The 20,194-nt window shown below is 59.9% G+C and carries 18 protein-coding genes; 8 read left to right on the forward strand and 10 right to left on the reverse strand.

Features of this window, described 5'->3' with window-relative positions:
• Nucleotide 1 precedes the first annotated feature (1 nt).
• The 3 genes from G518_RS0113015 to G518_RS0113025 all read left to right on the forward strand — a co-directional run bounded on the left by G518_RS0113015 (nt 2) and on the right by G518_RS0113025 (nt 2,757).
• Nucleotides 2-961 (forward strand): acyl-CoA dehydrogenase family protein, encoded by a 960-nt coding sequence (locus G518_RS0113015; RefSeq protein ID WP_028602919.1) that lies wholly within the window; start codon nt 2-4, stop codon nt 959-961.
• Nucleotides 962-977: 16 nt separating this feature from the next.
• Nucleotides 978-1,736, forward strand: coding sequence for an SDR family NAD(P)-dependent oxidoreductase (locus tag G518_RS0113020; protein ID WP_028602920.1), 759 nt, complete (start codon nt 978-980; stop codon nt 1,734-1,736).
• A gap of 67 nt (nt 1,737-1,803) precedes the next feature.
• On the forward strand, nt 1,804-2,757 hold the full coding sequence (locus tag G518_RS0113025; RefSeq protein ID WP_028602921.1) for a tripartite tricarboxylate transporter substrate binding protein: 954 nt from the start codon (nt 1,804-1,806) through the stop codon (nt 2,755-2,757).
• Nucleotides 2,758-2,960: 203 nt separating this feature from the next.
• On the opposite strand, the gene G518_RS0113030 is transcribed toward G518_RS0113025, so the two are convergent.
• Both G518_RS0113030 and G518_RS0113035 read right to left on the reverse strand, forming a co-directional pair.
• Entirely contained in the window at nt 2,961-4,133 is a 1,173-nt protein-coding gene (locus G518_RS0113030; RefSeq protein WP_028602922.1) for a 3-phosphoglycerate dehydrogenase family protein, read from the reverse strand.
• 308 nt (nt 4,134-4,441) lie between these two features.
• Nucleotides 4,442-5,557, reverse strand: a complete 1,116-nt coding sequence (locus G518_RS0113035) for a phosphoserine transaminase (protein WP_036594509.1) — start codon at nt 5,555-5,557, stop codon at nt 4,442-4,444.
• Between the two features lie 71 nt (nt 5,558-5,628).
• On the opposite strand from G518_RS0113035, the gene pyrF reads away from it, so the two are divergent.
• Nucleotides 5,629-6,468, forward strand: coding sequence for an orotidine-5'-phosphate decarboxylase (gene pyrF / locus G518_RS0113040; RefSeq protein ID WP_028602924.1), 840 nt, complete (start codon nt 5,629-5,631; stop codon nt 6,466-6,468).
• Between the two features lie 509 nt (nt 6,469-6,977).
• On the opposite strand, the gene G518_RS0113050 is transcribed toward pyrF, so the two are convergent.
• The 8 genes from G518_RS0113050 to G518_RS0113085 all read right to left on the reverse strand — a co-directional run bounded on the left by G518_RS0113050 (nt 6,978) and on the right by G518_RS0113085 (nt 15,641).
• On the reverse strand, nt 6,978-7,796 hold the full coding sequence (locus G518_RS0113050; protein WP_028602926.1) for a M48 family metallopeptidase: 819 nt from the start codon (nt 7,794-7,796) through the stop codon (nt 6,978-6,980).
• Between the two features lie 278 nt (nt 7,797-8,074).
• Nucleotides 8,075-8,839 carry a FadR/GntR family transcriptional regulator gene (locus G518_RS0113055; RefSeq protein WP_169457942.1) on the reverse strand — a complete coding sequence of 255 codons (765 nt, stop codon included), beginning with the start codon at nt 8,837-8,839 and terminating at the stop codon, nt 8,075-8,077.
• The gene (locus G518_RS35015) at nt 8,829-10,481 is read right to left on the reverse strand and encodes an acetate--CoA ligase (RefSeq protein ID WP_211231710.1); all 1,653 of its coding nucleotides are present in this window, start codon (nt 10,479-10,481) and stop codon (nt 8,829-8,831) included. The genes G518_RS0113055 and G518_RS35015 overlap by 11 nt, the downstream gene beginning before the upstream one ends.
• Before the next feature lie 28 nt (nt 10,482-10,509).
• Nucleotides 10,510-11,730 (reverse strand): CaiB/BaiF CoA transferase family protein, encoded by a 1,221-nt coding sequence (locus G518_RS0113065; protein WP_051236569.1) that lies wholly within the window; start codon nt 11,728-11,730, stop codon nt 10,510-10,512.
• Nucleotides 11,727-12,488: an SDR family NAD(P)-dependent oxidoreductase gene (locus G518_RS0113070; protein WP_028602929.1), complete on the reverse strand. Its 762-nt coding sequence runs from the start codon at nt 12,486-12,488 to the stop codon at nt 11,727-11,729. Before G518_RS0113070 ends, G518_RS0113065 begins: the two co-directional genes overlap by 4 nt.
• Nucleotides 12,485-13,681, reverse strand: coding sequence for an acyl-CoA dehydrogenase family protein (locus G518_RS0113075; protein ID WP_028602930.1), 1,197 nt, complete (start codon nt 13,679-13,681; stop codon nt 12,485-12,487). Before G518_RS0113075 ends, G518_RS0113070 begins: the two co-directional genes overlap by 4 nt.
• Nucleotides 13,682-14,749, reverse strand: a complete 1,068-nt coding sequence (locus G518_RS35020; RefSeq protein WP_051236571.1) for a phosphotransferase family protein — start codon at nt 14,747-14,749, stop codon at nt 13,682-13,684. It lies immediately after the preceding gene.
• Nucleotides 14,739-15,641: a TRAP transporter substrate-binding protein gene (locus G518_RS0113085; RefSeq protein ID WP_028602931.1), complete on the reverse strand. Its 903-nt coding sequence runs from the start codon at nt 15,639-15,641 to the stop codon at nt 14,739-14,741. The genes G518_RS35020 and G518_RS0113085 overlap by 11 nt, the downstream gene beginning before the upstream one ends.
• Nucleotides 15,642-15,807: 166 nt before the next feature.
• Here G518_RS0113085 and G518_RS0113090 point away from each other — a divergent pair, with 166 nt between their 5' ends.
• The 4 genes from G518_RS0113090 to G518_RS0113105 all read left to right on the forward strand — a co-directional run bounded on the left by G518_RS0113090 (nt 15,808) and on the right by G518_RS0113105 (nt 20,096).
• Nucleotides 15,808-16,800 carry a Bug family tripartite tricarboxylate transporter substrate binding protein gene (locus tag G518_RS0113090; RefSeq protein ID WP_028602932.1) on the forward strand — a complete coding sequence of 331 codons (993 nt, stop codon included), beginning with the start codon at nt 15,808-15,810 and terminating at the stop codon, nt 16,798-16,800.
• 105 nt (nt 16,801-16,905) lie between these two features.
• The gene (locus G518_RS41450; protein ID WP_084651766.1) at nt 16,906-18,411 is read left to right on the forward strand and encodes a YhjD/YihY/BrkB family envelope integrity protein; all 1,506 of its coding nucleotides are present in this window, start codon (nt 16,906-16,908) and stop codon (nt 18,409-18,411) included.
• Nucleotides 18,412-18,546: 135 nt separating this feature from the next.
• Nucleotides 18,547-19,491, forward strand: a complete 945-nt coding sequence (locus G518_RS0113100) for an RNA polymerase sigma-70 factor (protein WP_028602933.1) — start codon at nt 18,547-18,549, stop codon at nt 19,489-19,491.
• Between the two features lie 110 nt (nt 19,492-19,601).
• Entirely contained in the window at nt 19,602-20,096 is a 495-nt protein-coding gene (locus G518_RS0113105; protein ID WP_028602934.1) for a carboxymuconolactone decarboxylase family protein, read from the forward strand.
• The last annotated feature ends 98 nt before the right edge of the window (nt 20,097-20,194 follow it).

Consider the following 20,194-nt stretch of genomic DNA (forward strand, 5'->3'; position numbering starts at 1 on the left):
GATGACTACTGATCAAGATCTCAGACCTGAAGAGTTTGGCCAGGCCGCTGCCGCGGTGATCGCCGAAGCACAAACACGACCTGCGCGCGAGGCTGGTGAAGTCCTGGCAGGCGGTGGGCTATGCGGCGTGGGTGCTGCGGAAGAAGTGGGGGGCCTGGGCCTCGGTGTGGAGTACGCCTTGCCCATCATTGCGGAAGCCGGCAAGCTGCAGTTGCAATGGCCCTTGCTGGAAACCATGGTCATTGCCAAAGCCTTGGGAAGTTCTCCCCTGGCTGCGCAGTTGTGCAGTGGAGAGCGCGCGGCAACCTGGGCACTTCAGGGCAGCTTATCCGCGGGCGTGGCAGGTCACGCTCGCCATGCCGAGCTGGCTGATTGGGTGCTTGTGGCCAAAGGCAATGGGGAGGCAGCCCTGGTGGATATCAAGTCTGTCCGTTTGACGTTGGACGCTGCGCTCGACCCTGACTTCCCCCAGTCATGGATACACCTTGAAGGCGCGAAGATAGTGGCTGAGTTGGATGCTGAAGCCTTCTCTGAACTTCAGCGTGAAGGCGACATCCTCATTGCGGGGCTGGTCAATGGAGCAGCAGAAAGCGCGCTGCTCTCTACCTCCACTTACCTCTCTGGCCGGGTGCAGTTCGGGCGTCCGCTTACGGCCAAGCAAGCGGTGCGGCATCAGCTGGCCAAGATGCGGTTGCTTCAAGAGGCGAGCAGCGCCAGCATTCAGCGGGTGCTGCGTCAGAACGAGCAGGGTGATTCGCGTGATACCAGACCAGCACTGACCAACGCACTGAACAGTGCGGCCTTCGTATTGGAAAAGTCAATTCATTTGCACGGTGGCATGGGCTTCACTTGGGAAGTGCCACTGCATTACTCGTTGCGTGAAATTAGAAAGTTTGACGCCGCATTCGGTTCGGGCCAGTTAGCCCAGCAGGTCGGTGCGGACTTCATTGAGTCTGTTTGAAAAAGTGGAGCATGGAATGAATCAAGATCTAGCGGGACGCGTTGCCCTGATCACAGGTGGTGGCGCTGGCATCGGGCGTGAAACTGCCCTGCAGATGGCGGCCAGAGGTGCAGTGGTCTGCGTGAACGATTTGAAAGAAGAGTTTGTGGCCCCGGTGGTGGCCGAGATCGAATCGCGAGGCGGCAAGGCCCATGGCATCACGCTTAACGTGGCAAGCCGGGAAGGCATTCAAGAGGCCATCCGCCGTGCGCATGAGCACGGAAAACGCTTTGACATTCTGGTGAACAACGCTGCCTGGGTGCGCTACCAATCCATTCCAGAGATCATGCCGGAGACCCTGGACCGCATGATTGATATCGGCTTCAAGTCTGTCATATGGAGTTTGCAGGAAGCTGTGAAGGTTATGGACCCCGAACGTGGCGGCTCCATCGTGAACGTCTCTTCTGCTGCAGCCTGGCGCTCTGCTGCCAATTCTGTTGTTTATTCCGCCATCAAGTCTGGCATCTTGGGGATTACGCGCGCTGCAGCGGCTGAGTTGGGTGCACGCAATATTCGGGTGAACGCCGTCTGCCCGTCTGCCGTGATGACTGAAGGCACGGTACGCAACCGAAACGCAGAGCGCGATGCCAATCGCGTTGCGCGCACACCGCTGGGGCGTTTGGGCACGGTTGAAGACATCGCCCGCACGATCTGCTTTCTCGCAAGTGACGACGCTGGGTTTGTGACTTCGCAGGCGCTGCTGGTGGATGGCGGGATCACTTTGACCAACATCTGAGCCCATTTTTTTCAGGGTGCTTGCCACGGGCAAGTGACTCAGCTCATTATTCTTATCGGGATCAACTATGAAACTCAACAAACTATTTACGTGTGCCTCCTTGCTGGTGGCCGCTTGCGGTGCCTATGCACAAGGGTCTGAGTACCCGCAGCGTTCGGTGACGCTGACTGTGCCTTATGGCGCGGGTGGATCCACAGACGGCATCACCAGGAAGTTTGCAAACCTGCTCGAGTCCGAACTGAAGCAGTCCGTGATCATTCTGAATCAACCTGGCGCCGCCGGTACCCTGCAGCTGGGTAACTTGTCTCGTGCAAAACCAGACGGCTACACCATCGGGATGTATTCATACAGCACGGCCACGTTCACATCCCAGCTGATGAAAGTGCCCTACAAGAGGGAAGACTTCGATCTGATCGGTGGCGTGGCAGAGTTCGTCTACGGCATCGTGGCCTCGCCAGACTCTCCAATCAATAACGTCAAAGACTTGGTGGCGCAGTCGAAGACACCGAAAGGCGTGTTCTTTGCCGTCACTGGGGCGCCTAACAATTTCCCGTTCTTGCAGTTGCAGAAACTGACAGGTGGAAAATTTGATCAGGTGACGTACAAATCCTCTGCTGAATCCATCCATGCGGTGGTTGGCAAGCAGGTCGATGTGGCCCTGCAAGGCCCATCAGAGTACGCGGCATTGGTGAAGGCCGGGAAGTTGAAATTCATCTCTTCCGCAAGCGATGCCCGTCTGCCATGGTTCCCCAATTCACCCACCATCAAGGAACAGGGCTTCGATATTTCCATCACAGGGAAAATCGGAGTCGCCACACCAAAAGGCGTCCCAGCCGACATCAGAGCCAAGCTTGAAAAAGCCGTTCATAAGGTGGCTTCAAGCGATGAGTACAAGAACTACCTGGCTAACGAGTATGGGATCAAGGCCTATCCTGCTACCAGCGCAGAATTCGGCAAGCTGATTGAAAACGGCTTCCCCATCATGAGCGACATGATCAAGACATACGACATCAAGATGTGATCTCGTTGGCCACGCCAGAAGGCGTGCTATCTATTCGCGGTTGATAGTTAACCACCGTTCGCGCCTGTCGAAGCGTTGCGCAAGGTTTCGACAAGCTCAACCAGAACGGTTTTCTCGGTTGAGCATATCTCGCTATCAGCAAATTTTTGCAGCCAAGGCCAGAGCACAGCGAGCGGTTTTTACCGCCACTGTGCTTTTGTCTTTTAGATCACGCGCAGGCGAATCACATGCGCCACATTGCCAATGGCCTTGATCGCCGCTTCATCAGGCGCTGAGGCGAGATCGATAAGGTTATAGGCCAGCGCATCCCGGCTGCGGTTAATCATGTCGATCACGTTCAGTTGCGCATCTGCCAGCACCGAGAGCACGCTGCCCAGAACCCCCGCCACGTTTTCGTTGGCGATGGCCAAACGTGTGGCGCCTGACGTGCGGTCCATGCGGACAGCAGGGTAGTTCACCGAATTCACGATGTGCCCATGCTCCAGGAAATCCATCAGCTGATCAGCGGCCATCACCGCGCAATTTTCTTCTGACTCTTCCGTGCTTGCACCAATGTGCGGCATGGCGATCGCTTTGTCATGGGCAGACAGCCCCGGCTCCGGAAAATCGCTCACATAGCGGCCCAAGTGACCGGCGTTCAGGCTTTCCAGAATGGCGGCAGGGTCGACGATGGTTTCCCGCGCGAAGTTCAAGAGTACCGCGCCTGGCTTGATTGTGGCCAGCGCCGCAGCGTCGATCATGTGGCGGGTACTGTCCAACGCTGGCACGTGCAAGCTCACAAAATCAGAGCGCGCCAGGAGAGACTGCATATTCTCCATGCGCTGAACAGCATTGGAGAGACGCCATGCGGCATCAATCGACAGCGCGGGGTCAAAGCCCAGCACTTTCATACCCAGGGCGAGCGCGGTATCCGCCACCATCGAACCAATGGCCCCCAGACCGATGATGCCCAAGGTCTTGCCACGCAACTCGGTGCCTGCGAACTTTGACTTTTCTTTCTCGAGCAGTTTGTGCATCTCGGCGGAGTCGGTCATGGTTCCGAGCGAGCGTGCATAGTCGATGCCCGGCAGAATGCCGCGCGTGGTCAGCAGCATGCCTGCCAACACCAGTTCCTTGACCGCATTGGCATTGGCGCCTGGGGTGTTGAATACAACAATGCCCTTTTGTCCGTACTCAGCCACAGGGATATTGTTCACCCCCGCACCAGCCCGGGCCACCGCGAGCAGGGAATCGGGAACCGGCTCACCCTGCAGCTTTTGGCTGCGCAAGAGGTAAGCGTCTGCCAGGTTGACGGAGCTGCCGACCTCGTATGCGGCAGGGTTAAAGCGCACCAGCCCTTTGGGTGAGATGGCGTTATAGGTCTTGATCTTGAACATCGTTGTCTCTCGTTGACCAGTGCTCTCGATTCATCACGGCGGTGCGTGCGGATAGAAACCCGGTCCGTTATTCATCATCCATGCCGTGACAGGGGCGTAACCCCTGTCACCTGAGAGGCTGTCGGAATCGTAAGTCGCGGGCTGCAGATGGGCCACAGCGGTCCATTTGCAGCCGGCGCTTCCCGAGTCCGGCAGCCTCCTATTGATCCGGTTTAGTGATGTATTAACCGTTCGCCCTGAGCTTGTCGAAGGGCTTAGACCCTTCGCAGTGCGAACGCAATTCCAACTTCACAAGGCCGAATCAATAGTTATTTCACCTGCTCATAACCCCAGGTTAACCAAGGCACCAGCGCTTCCAGATCGCTGGTTTCCACCGTGGCGCCGCACCAGATGCGGATGCCGGCAGGAGCGTCTTTATAAGCACCGATGTCATAGGCTACGCCTTCAGACTCCAGCAGTTTCACCAAGGCCTTGACCTTGTCTTCCGGCAGATCAAGCAGCAGGCAGACGCTGGTGTTAGAGCGGGTTTCTGGCGTCTTGGCAAGAAAGCTGACCCAGGGCTGCGCGGCCACGAAGTTCTCAAGGACCTTCAGGTTGGCTTGACTGCGTGCGATGGTGCCTTGCACGCCGCCTACGCTCTCGCACCACTTCAGCGCGTCCAGGTAATCGGCCACGCACAGCATGGAAGGCGTGTTGATCGTCTCGCCCTTGAACAGGCCCTCAGTCAGTTTCCCACCGCTGGTCATGCGGAAAATCTTGGGAAGTGGCCATGGAGGGCTGTAGGATTCCAGACGCTCCACCGCACGAGGTCCCAGAATCAGCATGCCGTGGGCGCCTTCACCGCCGAGCACCTTCTGCCAGGAGTAAGTAATCACGTCCAGTTTTTCCCAGGGCATGTCCATGGCGAACACGGCGCTGGTGGCGTCACAGATCGTCAGGCCTTTACGGTCGTCGGGAATCCAGTCTCCATTGGGTACACGGACTCCGCTGGTGGTTCCGTTCCAGGTAAAGACCACGTCGTTGTCGAAATTAACTTGGCTGAAATCGACGATTTCGCCATAGCCGGCTTCAAGTTTGCGTGCATTTGGCAGCTTGAGCTGCTTCACGACATCGGTCACCCAGCCGGAGCCAAAGGATTCCCATGCGAGCATGTCGACGCCGCGGGCACCCAACATCGACCACATCACCATTTCTACGGCGCCGGTGTCTGAAGCGGGCACCACAGCTACGCGATAGCCGGCTGGCAAGCCCAGGATGCGGGCTGTCTCGGTGCAACAGGCGCCTAGCAGTTTTTTGCCAAGCGCGGAGCGGTGGGAGCGCCCGAGGCTGGACACATCCAGTTGGGCAACGTCGTAGCCTGGCCGCTTGGCGCAGGGCCCCGAAGAGAAGTTGGAAATCCGGGGTTTGGTCTGGGGTTTTTGCATCTCGGGCTTTGTGACAAAAAGGAGCAATCGAACATTCTAGGGTTTCCCTAACACCTATTTAAAATGGGTGAATGAACTTTCTCGACCAACTGCGCAATGCTGAAATCGCCAACGCCTCGATGCTGTGCGTGGGGCTCGACCCCGAACCAGCCCGGTTTCCGGAGGGCATGGCCCAGGATGCCGAGGGTATTTATGATTTTTGCGCTGCCATCGTGGAGGCCACGGCCGACCTGGTAATTGCATTCAAGCCGCAGATCGCCTATTTCGCCGCGCATCGCGCTGAAGCCCAGCTTGAACGCCTGATGGCGCATATGCGGGCCGTCGCGCCACGCGTGCCCATCATTCTGGATGCCAAGCGGGGAGACATCGGCTCTACTGCAGAGCAATACGCTCGCGAGGCGTTCGAGCGCTATGAAGCCGATGCGGTCACGCTGTCGCCTTTCATGGGTTTTGACTCAGTAGCGCCCTATCTCAAGTACCCTGGCAAAGGGGCATTTCTGCTGTGCCGAACGTCCAATCCGGGTGGTGATGATTTGCAGAACCAGCGCCTGGCGTCTGTTCCTGGGCAGCCGCTGCTTTATGAGCATGTTGCTCAACTGGCGCAGGGGCCCTGGAACTTGAACGGGCAGCTTGGGTTGGTGGTGGGTGCCACCTACCCTCAGGAAATTGAGCGCGTGCGTGAATTGGCACCCACGGTGCCTTTGTTGATTCCTGGGGTTGGCGCTCAGGGCGGTGATGCTGCGGCTACGGTTCGGGCGGGGTTGCGGGGTGTGGGTGGCCAAACCACCGGGCCCATCATCGTTAACAGCTCCCGCGCCATTTTGTATGCGGGCAACGGGCGTGATTTCGCAGAGAAAGCGCGTGCTGCTGCGCAGGTGACCCGGGCGCAGTTGCAGGAAGCGCGCGGCTAAGTGCGCTCCCTTTCTCCTCTCCCTCTCCCTCTGGGAGAGGGCTGGGCGGGGCCGGCCAACCGGTGAGGGCAAGCGGCGGTGGATTAACGGCTGTAGTGGAAAGCTACCTTCTGCTCTTTTCTCAAGGTCGGAGGCCGGGATTGCCCCCGGCAGTGCACCTACGTTTCTTTGCCCGCCACCGGATGGCCGGCCCAAGAAATGTAGGCCAAAGAAAGGCGGCCCCACCGGACGCGTCCCTGCGCTGCGCTCCGGGCAGCCTGCGATGCTCGTGTGAGGGGCGGTGCCGCCGAACTCACTGCGTTCACTTCGCTCTCTACGTTCAAACAGCGGCGGCAAGCTAGATCACGAAGCAAGGGCATCTTTCAGTGCTCTTGCCCGCCCCTCACCCTGCGCTTCTCAGCGCGGCCAGAGGGGTGGGGAGCCTCATTCGGGCCATTGCTGCGCTTGGCCTTCCGCTTGCCAGTTTCCCCCACTGGGGAAAGATCGACTCAAGCCCCTGAGGATGGCTCTTAGGGACGCCCTGACCGCGCAGCCTGGTACAGCGGCATCACCCTAGGAATAGCTGCCTGCAACGCCGCCATGCGATCACCCGACGAAGGATGAGTGGAGAGGAATTGGGGGCCACCACCACCGCCCACGGTGGCCATCTTCTGCCAAAGCGTGACGGCTGCCTGCGGATCGTAGCCAGCACGCGCGGATAGCTCGAGCCCGTATAGATCAGCTTCGCTTTCCATATGGCGCGAGAAGGGCAGATCGAGTGCAATTTGCTTACCCATTCCGGCAAGCTGAGTCACACCTTGGCCTACACCCAACAGCGCCCCACCAATGCTCAGCACCAGATCGCTGGCGGTGCTTTGCGACATTTTCTCGCGCGTGTGCTCTCGCAGCGCATGAGCCATCTCATGACCCATGACAGCAGCGATTTCATCGTCGGTGAGTTTCAGCTTGCGCACAATGCCGGTGTAAAAAGTGATCTTCCCGCCTGCCATCACGTGGGCGTTGACGGTGTCTTCGTTGATCAGCACCAACTGCCAAGGCCATTTCGCCGCATCCGGACGAAATACCCCCACTTGCGGCACCAGGCGCTGCATCACGGCGTTCACGCGATTGAATTCCGCTCCGCTGGTGACCAGCACGCCCTCTGAACGCGCCTCTTTGTTTTGCGCGTCGTAGTACTTCAGTGATTCCTGCATCACTTCCTGCTGCGACACGAGCAAGAGCTGTGAACGGCCCTGGCCGCCCGTGGTCACGCTTCCGGTTGTGGTGCTGGCACAGCCTATGCATAGGAGTCCAGCTGCTGCCAAGCTGGCGAATGTCCAACGCCTCATGATGAATCCTCCCGTGACACGAAACAATGACTCTATTGTGCCAAGCGCGCCCTGGGCCAAGTGTCGGACAAGTCCGCAATTGATTGAGCTTGGAGGCAATTGTGCTCACTTTGCTCCGGAACGCGTTCTCGACATGTGGCCCCTTGCATAGAACCATGGCTACGCAGATTGTCAAGACCGTTGTCACTTCCTGAGGGGCATCCGCTGGACTTGCGCCCTGATTCAGCTGGCACGAGGTTTGGCAGACATTGCAACTACCAATTTGATGAGGACATGTCCTAGTCGTTCCAAGTCGCCGAACGCTCCGAAATGGCATTGCTCTGGAAGTCCAGAGACGCCAGCTCAAAGCCCACGCGGAAATCCTTGATGTGTTTTTCCATCCACTGCGCGGCTTCCTCCGACCGGCCTGCGCGCAGCGCGGTGTATATGGCCTGGTGAGCCTTGTACAAGCGCGGCCCAGCTTCGCCGACGCGGGAGAGGACCGCCTCAAAGGCCGGGTAGAACATGCGGGCCATCGGCTCGCGGGTCATGAGCAACACCCGGTTGTGGACACCGCGTGCGACCAGGGTGTGAAAGTCGACGTCCAGCGCCGCCAGCGTTTCGGGATCGTCCAGACTTTTAGCAGTCTTCTCCAAGTTCTGCTCCAGCGCCTCAAGATCCTGGGCATTGAGCTGGGTGGCCGCCAGGGCCGCTGTTTTTGGCTCAAGCACCATGGCGGTTTCCCACAGCTCGAAGAAGGTGACCTCGTGCAGGCGCATCGCGCGCTCCAACTGTTGCGCCATTTCATTGGTGCTGGGCCGGCTGATCACCAGGCGCTTGGCGTTCACCCGTCGCAGCATGCCGGTTTCTTCGAGTAGTCGTACCCCTTCGCGTACGGTAGAGCGGTTGACTCCGAACTTCTCGCACAGCGCCGCTTCTGTGGGAAGGGCGTCGCCGGGCTTCAGATGGCCCCGCAGGATCTGATCGATGATGCTTTGCGAGAGCACCTTGTAAGTTGGCTCTGCGCCCTGCTTCTGATTTCGTCCGTCCAGACTATCGGCCACTGTTGTTTCCTTTTTGTTCCATGTCGCCGGCGTGGCGTTGCGCCTCTTGGTCGCGCAGTACCCGGCGTAGCACCTTACCCGCCGCGCTTTTGGGCAGAGTCTCGCAAAAAGCGATCTCACGCGGGTATTTGTAGGGTGCGGTCACTCGCTTGACGTAGGCCTGCAGCTCCGCCGCCAGTTCAGGAGAACCCCGTTCTTCCGCTCGCAGCACCACGAATGCCTTGACGATGGCGCCGCGCTCCGCGTCGGGCACGCCAATCACTGCTGTCTCCAATACCGCGGGATGTTCCATGAGCGCATTCTCCACTTCCATGGGGCCGATCCGGTAGCCGGAGGACTTGATGATGTCGTCGTCTCGGCCAGTGTAGAAAAAATAGCCATCCTTATCACAGTAGCCCAGGTCGCCGGTAATCCAGTAGTCAGCACCGTCCACCTTTGCAATGCCCTCCTGCGTGCGCATCGGGTCGTCCCAGTAGCCAAGCATGAACTGCGGATTTGGCAGCTTCATGGCTATGCGGCCCACCTCGCCCATCGGCACAGGGCTATTGTGCTCGTCCAGCACGTCGAACGTGGTGCCAGGGATCGGCTTGCCCATCGAGCCGGGCTTTACGGGCAGACAGCTGTAGTTCAGGATGGTCATCAAGGTCTCCGTTTGCCCGTAACCGTCGAGCAAAGGTACACCGGTGCCGGCACGCCAGCGCTGAATCACCTCAGGGTTGACCGACTCGCCAGCTGATACGCACAGGCGCAGCTGGGAAAGATTGTGTGCACCCAGATCGCATTGCAGGAAATGACGGAACTCGGTGGCAGCTGCGCAAAACACCGTGACGCCCAGCTTGGCCATGTTCTGCAAACGGCTCACCGGATCAAACGCCCCATCATGAATCACTACCGTCGCACCCCGGCTCCAGGGAGCGTAGAGCACACCGGTGCCGGATTTCGCCCATCCTGTGTCGGCGGTGCACCAGTTCACATCGCCCGGTGACAGCTCCTGCCAATACGCCGCCGATAGGCGCCACGCGAAAAGCCCACGAGCGGCATGCGTCACGCCTTTGGGCATGCCGCTGGAGCCCGAGGTGTAGTAGATGATGGCGGGCGCTTCGATGGGTGTGTTGTGGCAGGCGAAGTCGGTGGACTCGCGGGCCATCTCGTCACCCAACGACAGCCAGCCCGGGGCAGGCTCGGTGCACAGGCGTAATTGCAGGCGTTCACAACCAGTCGCGTACTTGTGCACGTTGTTCGGCGTGGTCACGGCTGCCACTGCACCGGCATGCTGAATGCGGTAGGCCACATCTTTCTCAGTGAGCATCTCCACACAAGGAACCGGCACAGCGCCGAGCTTGGCGCAAGCCGTCATCACCATGTGCCACTGCGCAATGCGGGGTAACTGCACCAGCACGCGGTCACCGGCGACCACACCACCACGGCGTAGCACCGATGCGATCTGTGCGCTAGCCCGAGCAATATCGGAGAAACGGTAACGGCTCACCGTACCGTCGTCTCGTGACGCGATCAGAGCGAGTCGGTCTTCGCCGGCCGCGAAATGGTCGACCACATCGCGTCCGAAGTTGAAGTGGGATGGCAGTTCCCAACGGAACTGTTCCACGGTGCGGCGATAGTCGTGCATCGTTGGGATCTGCATGGGGTCTCCTTGTGTTCGGGGCGTTAGTTCAGACAACGCCGTCGCGTTCCATTTCTGCGATCGATTCGCCGTCGTATCCCAGAGATGCCAGGACCTGCGAGGTGTGCTGGCCCAGCAGTGGGGGCGGTAGGCGGTGTTCAGCGGGCGTGCCGGAGAACTTCACCGGGAAGCCCAGTTGCGGGATGATGCCCTCTACCGGGTGTTCGCATTCGTAGAGCAATTGCCTGGCCCGTGCTTGCGGATGGTCGAATGCCTCTGCAATGCCATTCACCGGTGCGGCCGGGATATCAGCCCGTGCGAGACGATCTACCCAGTGTGCCAACGGCAGGGACGCGAAGAGTGCCGACAGTTCGCGGAATTGCTCGGCGGCGGCCGCTCCCTGAGGCCATTGGTCGGTCTTCCATTCGGGCCGAGCCACCATCTCGCACAGGCGCTCCCAGAAATGGGCTTCGATGATGCCCAGCGACAGGTGGCGGCCGTCGCCGCAACGGTAGACGTTGTAGCAAGGCGCGGACCCAATGAAGGGGCGTTCCCCCCCCCTTGGCTCGATGCCGGCAAACAGGGTATCAGCGCCGTGATACGCCAACCAGGTCATCACGCCATCGAACATCGACACATCGACGTACTGCCCTTCTCCTGTGCCTTGGCGCGCGAGCAAGGCGGCGAGGATGCCGTAGACAGCCATTAACGAACCACCACCCACATCGGCGATCGAGAGCCCCGGCACAATAGGCCCAGTCTCGGGCGTGCCGAACAGTTGCAATGCACCCGAAAGCGCCATGTAGTTTAGGTCGTGGCCGGAGGCCTCGCGCAGCGGACCAGTTTGCCCGAAGCCGGAGATCGCGCATACGACAAGACGTGGGTTGACCGCGTGCAACTTTTCGTAGCTCAGGCCCAGGCGGTCCATTACCCCGGGCCGGAAGCCTTCCACCACGACGTCGGCCTCGCGCACCAGGCGGAGAAACACCTCGCGTCCCGCAGCCGATTTGAGGTTGAGAGTCATGCTGCGCTTGTTGCGGTTCAGCAGGAGGAACGAGCCAGATTCCTTGCGGGCGATGGGCTCGAAGCTGCGGTTGTAATCGCCAATGCCGGGCTGCTCGATCTTGAGTACGTCGGCACCCAGGTCGGCCATCAGCATGGTGCATGTGGCACCGGGCAGAAGTCGTGTGAGATCGAGCACCTTGGTGCCCTGTAATGCGTGCCTTTTCTTAGAGGTGCTAGAAGGTGTGGCGTTCGGTTCGGAACTCATGCAGCGCTCCATCCGCCGTCGACCATCAGGCTGTGGCCCGTCACATAGGAGGCGCCCGGTGAAGCGAGAAACAAGGCGGCTCCTGCGACTTCTGATACTTCACCAAACCGACCCATAGGCGTTCGCGCCAGCAGGCGTGGCGCGATGTGTGGGTGCGCCGTCATGCCAGCAGTCAGCGCTGTGCGAATGAAGCCATAGCCGATCGCGTTCACCCGAATACCTTTGTCCGCCCAGTCGAGCGCCAACGCGCGTGTGAGTTGTTCGACACCGCCTTTGCTGGCGCAGTAGGGCACCTGGCGGCGCAGGCCAGTCTGTCCTGCGACAGAGGAGATGTTGATGATGTTCCCGCGGCCCGAAGGTAACATCAACGCTCCCAAATGTTTGCAGGAAAAGAAGCATCCGTCCAGATTGGTCTTTAGCACTTCGTGCCACTGCGCACTCTCGGTGGACTCCATCGAGGCGTAATGAGGATCGATGCCGGCGTTGTTGACCAGCACGTCCAGTCCGCCCCATAGAGACTGCAACTGTGCAGCGACGGATTGCACCGATGCTTCCGACGCAACATCCATTGCCAGGCCGACTGCTTCGGCGCTCAGATCACGGGCCAGCCGCGAGGCAGTGACGCCGTCGCGGCCGGTGATGCAAACGCGCGCGCCATGGGTCGCAAACGCCTGCGCGATCGCCAGACCAATGCCTCGTGTGCTGCCGGTGACAATCACACGCAACCCCTTTACGGAAAACAGGTCGCTGGCGCTCATGCCTTCTCCTGCTTGTCCGCGCGCAGCAACTTACGTCCCATGGACCAGCGGTGCACTTCTGAAGGACCGTCGTAGATGCGAAACGCGCGCACCTCACGGAAGATCTGCACGACGATAGTGTCGGCGGTGAGCCCTAGTCCACCCAGAATCTGTACGCAGCGGTCCGCCACACGATAGACCGCTTCCGAGACCATTACTTTTGCGCGGCTGGATACAAAGCCACCCGAATCGCCTTGGTCCAGCGTCCACGCCGCGTGACGTGTGACCAACCGTGACATGTGCAGATCCATATCGTTATCCGAGATCTGGTAGGACACGCCTTCGTGGTGCCCAATGGCCGAGCCGAACGCTTGCCGAGTACGTGCGTGGGCCTTGGCAATGTCCTGCGCGCGTTCGGCCGCGCCGAGCCAGCGCATGCAGTGCGTTAGGCGTGCGGGCGCCAGTCGCACTTGGGCGTACCGAAAGCCCTGGCCAATCTCGCCGAGTACATCATTCGCCGTGACCTCGAGGTTCTCAATGGCTACCTCGGCATGGCCCTCGGTGAACGACGAATCCAGAGAATCCAGCAAACGCGTGATGTGCACCGCTGGATTGGGCAGCGACACCATGAACATGGTGGCACCCCGGTCTTCACCTCGTATCAGGGTACGCGCCATCAGGATCATGAAGCCGGCGTGGGGTGCACCGGTTATGAGCCACTTACGGCCATTCACGACGAAGCGCTGACCGTCGCCTTCTGCTGTGGTGGCGAGCAGCGATGGGTCGGAACCGGCGCCGGGCGGTGGCTCGGTCATAGCGAAGCAAGAGCGTTGTTCGGCCTGCGCCAGCGGTCGCAGGAAACGCTCTTTTTGCACCTCGGAGGCCACTTTCTCCAGCAGGTGCATATTGCCTTCGTCGGGTGCGGCGCAATGCAACGCAATGGGGCCCAGCGGCGAATAGCCCGCCGCCTCGAACACCATCGCACGCTGCTGGTGCGTGAGCGCCAGACCGCCGTATTCTCGGGACACATGCGGTGAGAGGATGCCCGCTTCGCGTGCCAGTGTGTTGAGTTCTCGCCGCAGCGAATCGGTGGGGCCGTGTGCGCCGTTGCGCGAGTCTTTTTCGTAGGGGATGACTTTCTCAAGAACGAAGGCACGCACTTTCGCGGCAAGGGCCTCGTCTTCGAGCGACGGTGTTGAAGCGTGGGGGAACATTCAGTACCTTTCCTGGGCCAGACAATGTTGTGAGAAATCAATGAGCAAGGGAACCAGCGCGGCGAAACTCCGGGCGCGTGGACCATCAGGTGCGTCGACCGTAGCGCGCCGGTACAGTTGCTGAAACACCACCACCAGCTTGAACAGCGCGAGTACGCGGTAGTAGGAAAAGTGGGAAATCGACAATCCTGTGCTCACGGCGTATTGCTGGAGTACCTCTGCGCGGCGCGCGAAGCCGGGGGCAGCGGTGGGCATTTGCGCCAGGGCGTGCATCGCGGGGTGGTCGTCGGGCTCGGTCCAGTAGCTCAGCAAGGTGGCCAGATCGAACAATGGGTCGCCCAGGGTGCCCATGTCCCAGTCGATCAAGGCTACTGGCGACAAGGTGGTGGGATGCAAGATCAAGTTGTCAAGCTTGAAGTCGGAGTGCAACAGACTGGTGCGCTCGGGCGTCGGTGGCGGCCGCTGAAGCCATTCGGCCACCCGGCGTAACGGCAGGGGCATGCCACCGTCAAACGCGGCTGCTGCACGCAGCGTCCAATTGCGCGCTTGGCGTGCCACCATGCCTTCGGGGCGGCCTAGTGTCTGTAGGCCCATCTCACCTGGATCGAGCGCATGCAATCGCACCAGTGTGCGAACCAGATTCTGCGTCAACTCCTGCGCGGCTTGCGCGGGTTGACACAAGCCCGGTGGCAGCGCTTCGCGCAGCACCGTTCCTGCGCGGTATTCGATTAGCACAAAAGGCGCGCCGAGTACGGCAGCATCCGCGCAGTGAAGGAGGGCGCGCGGCGCCAGCGGGAAGTGAGGATGGAGGCCACTCAGCACGCGGTACTCGCGCGCCATGTCGTTAGCGCCTACCGGCACCGGGCCGCTTGGCGGTCGACGCAACACATATGCCTGCCCATCCACCTGCACGAGGAAGTTCCAGTTGCCCAGCCCACCTGAGAACTGGCGAGGCGGATGTGCTTGCCAGTCCAGATCATGCCCCCTGGTTTCGAGGTAGCGGTGCAAGGACGGCCAGTCCTGGGCCTGCGTATGCTCCTTGAACAATGCGCTAACCTCAACGCCCATTTGCGATGACCTCCAGCTGTGCATAGGCTTCGGAATGGCGAGCCTTCAGTGCCTGGCGCAGCGCCTGCGTGCGTTCGCGCCAGTGCGCGGTGTCGTCGATCGTCCGCACCTCGGCGCCGCGTTCCACAGCCTGCTTCAACGCTAGCGCATCGTCTGTCTGCATCTGTCCCCAGGCTTCGGTGACGTGGCACTGCGCGGCCCGTTCGAGTTCTGCTCGTACCGCGGCGGGCAGTGCTGCAAGCCAATCGGTGCGGCAGAGAAAAAAGTAGGTGATGAACATCAGGCCAGGTACCCAGGTGGCGAAGGGGGCCTGATCACCGAGCTGGGTTTGCCAGGCACCGGGCGAGGTGAACACGTGGTCGAGTTTTTGGCCGGTGAATGCGTTGGGAATCTCCGGAATCGGCATGACGACCGGCTCGGCTCCGAGTTCGCGCATGAGCGACTGGTACATGCCCGAGCCCGCAACGCGCACGCGTTGGCCCTGGAGCTGCGCGAGGTCGCTGATAGGAGCTCGGGCCGACGCGAACAATTGGTCAGCACCGCGCATCACGGCTAGGGTGCGGATGCCTGCGCGCGCGGTATGGCTGTCCACCCACTCCACCAAGGCCTGGGCACGTCCTGGCACTTGCCATTGCTTATCGCCAGGCCCAAAGGGTTCGTGCAAAACCGACAGCGGCGAGGCGAGCATCTCGAGATGCGACGCATTCACCCACACCCCATCCACCTCGCCAAGGGCCAGCGATGCCATGCTGCGTGCGCCAGCAAAACGATCGCCGTCTAGCAGCAGTTCGCAGTAGATCCCTGCATCGGACAAGCGCTGCGCTAGTGAACGGAAATGGAAAACTCGGGGGTGTGCAGACGGAATGTCCGCAGCCATAGAAATGGAGATCATGTGTTTTTTGAATTAATGTCTGACATTATGGCGAGATTCTTAGATTGAAGTAACCCGCCGAAGTCGAAATTTTTCATTTACGTCAATCAAAATAAGGGTATCCACCTATTTGACTTTGCTAGGCAAGGTTAAATCATAATGTCGGACATTATTAAAGGAGACAACAATGCGCGTCAGATCATTGGGAAAGCTGGTGGCCTCACTGGCACTGGCGCTGTTCGGTTTGCAGGGCCATGCGAACGAACCGACGTGGCCGACCAAGCCGGTGCGGTTGGTCGTGCCCTACAGTGCGGGCAGCACGGCCGACATGGTGGGTCGCATCTTGGTTGAGCGGCTCGGCATGCGCTTCAAGCAGCCCTTCGTGATCGACAACCGTCCTGGCGGCGGTGGCGAAGTCGGCACGCTGCATGTGGCTCGCTCCGCTCCTGATGGGTATACGCTGCTGCTCACGACAGGTGGGCCGCTGGTGATCAGTCCGTCGCTGAAGAAGGACCTTGGCTACGACATCGTCAAGGATTTCACGCCCATTGCGGACCTGGCTTGGATTCCGGTGGTGCTGGTGAGCCATCCTTCGTTCCCGGCTCAGACCTTGCCAGAGTTGATTGCGGAACTGCGTAAACGCCCCGGCCACTACGCTTACGCGTCCAGCGGCGTGGGTAGTTACGCCCACATTGCGATGGAGATGTTCAAACAGTCCCTCGGCGTGTCTGTTAACCATGTGCCTTATCGAGGCCCGAGTCAGGCGGAGGCTGACCTTGTGGGTGGGCAGGTGTCGCTAATGTTGACCGGCATTTCCACCGCTAACGCCTTTCTCCAGGCCAACCGGCTGCGCGCGTTTGGCGTGAGTTCGCGCGAGCGCTCCCGTTTCACCCCCAACATCCCTACGCTGATGGAGCAAGGCGTGAAAGAGCTCTCCGATTACGAGGTGACCTCGCGTACGGTGCTTCTGGCGCCTGTAGGCACGCCTCGGAACGTCGTGACCGAGATCAACGCGGAAATTAACCGCGCATTGGCCTCCGCTGAGTTCCAGGAGCAACTGCACTCGAAGAACTTGCTGTCATACCCGTCGACACAACCCGCCAAAGTGGCTGAGCGGTTGCTGAGCGAGCGCAACACTTGGGCGAAGGTGATCAAGACTGCGGGCATTCAGATGGAGTGAAACCGGTCGCTTCGACCATGGCGCGCTTCAAGAATCAGATTTTGCTGACAAGCGATCACGGCGCTATCTGCTTTCAATTGAGGAATGTCGCGCTAAAGTGCGTTGATGACGCCTTCCACTCCATTTGCACGAGCCTCATCCGCCGTGTCCCCCACCGGTGCCGCGGTGCCGGCAGTTTTCCGGGGGCGCCTTAAGGCTCTCTATCCGCTGTACCGTTCGTTTGAACTCTGGTCTGAAGCCGATGGCTTACGCATGAGTGCGGCTATGTCGTTCTACGGCATTCTGAGTCTCGCGCCCCTGTTGGTGTTGATTGTGGCGGGCATAGGATGGTGGCTGGATCGAGAGATGCTTGTTGGTTCGCTCACAGAGCAGATCCGTCAGTTAGTGGGCAGCCGCGGAGCAGAAGTGGTGAGCGCTGCGCTGGAGAGCGCCAGAGAACCCCAGCAGGGCATCTTGGCGTCCATTTTGGCTTCTGGCTTGTTACTGATGGGCGCGACCGGGGTATTTGCCGAGCTTCAATCCGCGTTCGAGCGCCTGTGGACTCAAGGCTCTGATCTGAAGGTGAAGGACGATTGGTGGCACAGCGCGACTTTGCGTTTGCGCGGGGTGGCCTATGTCCTCGCGATCGGGTTTCTCATGCTGGTGTCGCTCGTGATCTCGAGTTTATTGGGAATGCTGGAGCGCTGGGGTGGCGCATACATGGGTTCGCAGGAATTGCTTGCAGTCGTCAATCAGGCGGTCTCAGTGGTCATCATCGCGGCGCTATTTGTTGCCTTGATGCGCATGAGTGCGGGGCCGCAGCCTCGCATGCGGCATCTGGTCGTAGGGGCGGCGGTGGGGGCGGTGCTGTTCGGCTTGGGCAAGTACGCCTTAGCCTTGTACCTCTCCACGGCTGCCGTCGTGTCGGCTTATGGCGCCGCAGGGTCCCTGGTCGTGCTTCTGATGTGGATATATTTTGCCTCGGCAGTGCTTTTGTATTCTGCGAGTTGCGCACGCGTACTGGCCGAACAGGAAGGCGATTTCTCTCGCGCCGCCATTCCGCCCGCCGCGGCTGAGGCTGCAGCAGTCAATGCCGAGACTGCGCAGTCGAGGGGTACTCCAATGCGGACGCAAGGAGAGCGCGCTGTTGCTACGGTGACCAGGCGCGGTCAGGAGCCAGTTGGCGCTCTACTGCCATCGGCCGCCGAGTTCCGGGAAAAAGGGAGCTGGCTGCCTGAGCCCGCTGGAGTCTCTCCTGCCCTAGGTTTGTGGGCAGCGCTCGCGGCGGTTGGCGGGTACATGGTTTCTAAGCGATTTGCCGGGAAATACGAAAAACCTGCCGTTTTGCTGCCCCAATCAAAAGTGAACCGGGTGCCGCCACCACCACCGCCGCCGCCGCCGCGGCGAGCGGCGGCCTTGCCTGCGGTGGCGGCTACCGGAGCGCGCGTGCTGCACGCCGCAGCAACAGTACGCCATGTTCCTGCCAAGTGGGCCTCCTGGGGATTTGCGGCGGCAGGCCTGGTTACCAAGTGGCGGCGCATACAAGCTGAGCGAGCGTTGAACACCTCGCTGGCTGCGGTGCAGGCCGATGTGCGAGCATTGCGCCGCCTGAGCCGTAAGCGCCGGGGGTGAGTGGGTTGGCGGCGTGAGGAGCGGTTGGGCTATCGCTCACAAGACTCCGGCGTATGCTTGGCTCCGGACGAGGCCGCGCCCATTGGCATAGGGGGCGGAATGTCACAAAATAGAGCGCCCTACGTCTAGGCTTTCATGGACGACACCCACACCTCCCATCTGACACCTTTCAGCTTCGATCTCCTGCGCCCGCGCCTGCAGGGCATTGCCTACCGCATGCTTGGGTCAGTGGCTGAGGCTGAGGAGGTTGTGCAAGACGCTTGGCTCCGTTGGCACGGTGCCGACCAGGCCGAGCTGGACAACCCCGAAGCCTGGCTGGTCACCGTGACCACACGGCTGGCCATTGATCGGCTGCGCGCGGCCAAGCAGCAACGCATACATTACCCTGGGTTTTGGTTGCCAGAACCTCAGCTCGATGAAGGCGATATACACAGCTCGCCGGCCAGTCCCGAGCAGCTATTGGAGCGAGCTGACGATATCTCAGTGGCCTTTCTGGCCTTGCTGGAGCGGCTGACACCAGAGGCACGCGCAGCCTTTTTGTTGCGCGAGATTTTCGACGCGGAGTATTCGGAGGTGGCGAAGGCTCTCGGCAAAAGCGAGACCGCGTGCCGACAGATTGTCTCGCGCGCCAAACTTCAGTTGAAGGATGCGCGACCGCGGCATACGGTGTCGTCAGATCAGCATTTCCGTCTGCTCAGCGGCTTTGCAGATGCCGCACGGCGTGGCGACTTCGCAGCCATGCAAGCCTTGTTGGTGGAAGACGCCGAGCTAATCGGAGATGGTGGCGGTAAGGTGCCCAGCTTTGGCAAAGTGTTGCTTGGCGGCAAGCGTATTGCCCAACTGTTCCTGGCCACGCATATGCGCCACGGTGCAGTGCAGCGCATTGAAATGGCTGTCATCAACGGGCAGTGGAGCCTGCTGCGCTTCATTGATGGCGAGCTGGAGTCGGTTCAGGCCTTCGAGACGGATGGTGAAAGGATCTTGCGCTTGCACGTACAGCGCAATCCGGACAAGTTGGCCCGCATCGCCATGATTTTTGCTAACCGTCACAGCGATGGAGATGGCAACGACGCTGCATAGTTTTCTCGACGTCGCATTTTTTTCTCTTGAGCTGTCACAAATGGCCAGGCTTGTACGTCTTCAGGGTGTAGCCATCAATTACATCCCTTCATCAACAGGAGCCGAAGACCATGAGCCAGCAAACCCATATCCCCCGCCTGAACTACATGCAGCAATCGCCTGAGCTGTTCAAGAAGTTCTTTGAATTCAGCAACGCGATCAGTGCAGCGGGCATCGAGACCAGCCTGTCGTACCTGATCGATATTCGAGCTTCGCAACTCAATGGCTGTGCTTTCTGCCTGGATATGCATATCAAGCAGGCCAAAATCCATCAGGAGCGCGAGTTACGCCTGCATCACGTGGCGATTTGGCGCGAGTCGCCCCTGTTCACCCCGCGCGAGCGCGCTGCGTTGGCTTGGACTGAGGCTTTGACCCAGATTGCACCCACAGGCGTTTCAGATGAACTCTACGCTGAGGTGCGAGAGCAGTTTTCTGAAAAAGAGTTGTCTGACCTGACCTACCGCGTGATGGCCATCAATGGGTGGAACCGCGCCAACATCGCATTCCGCAACGTACCTGGTACTCATGACAAGGCCTGGGGCTTGGACAAGGCTGGTTTGGCTTAAGTGCCTGAACAAGGCGTACTGGCATCAATCTGTCTGGCACGCCGCTGAATTCTTTGTCTAGCTGGACTGACAAAGAAGCCTCAAAAATACGACCATGA

This window comes from Ottowia thiooxydans DSM 14619, assembly GCF_000422885.1.
Classification (GTDB): domain Bacteria; phylum Pseudomonadota; class Gammaproteobacteria; order Burkholderiales; family Burkholderiaceae_C; genus Ottowia; species Ottowia thiooxydans.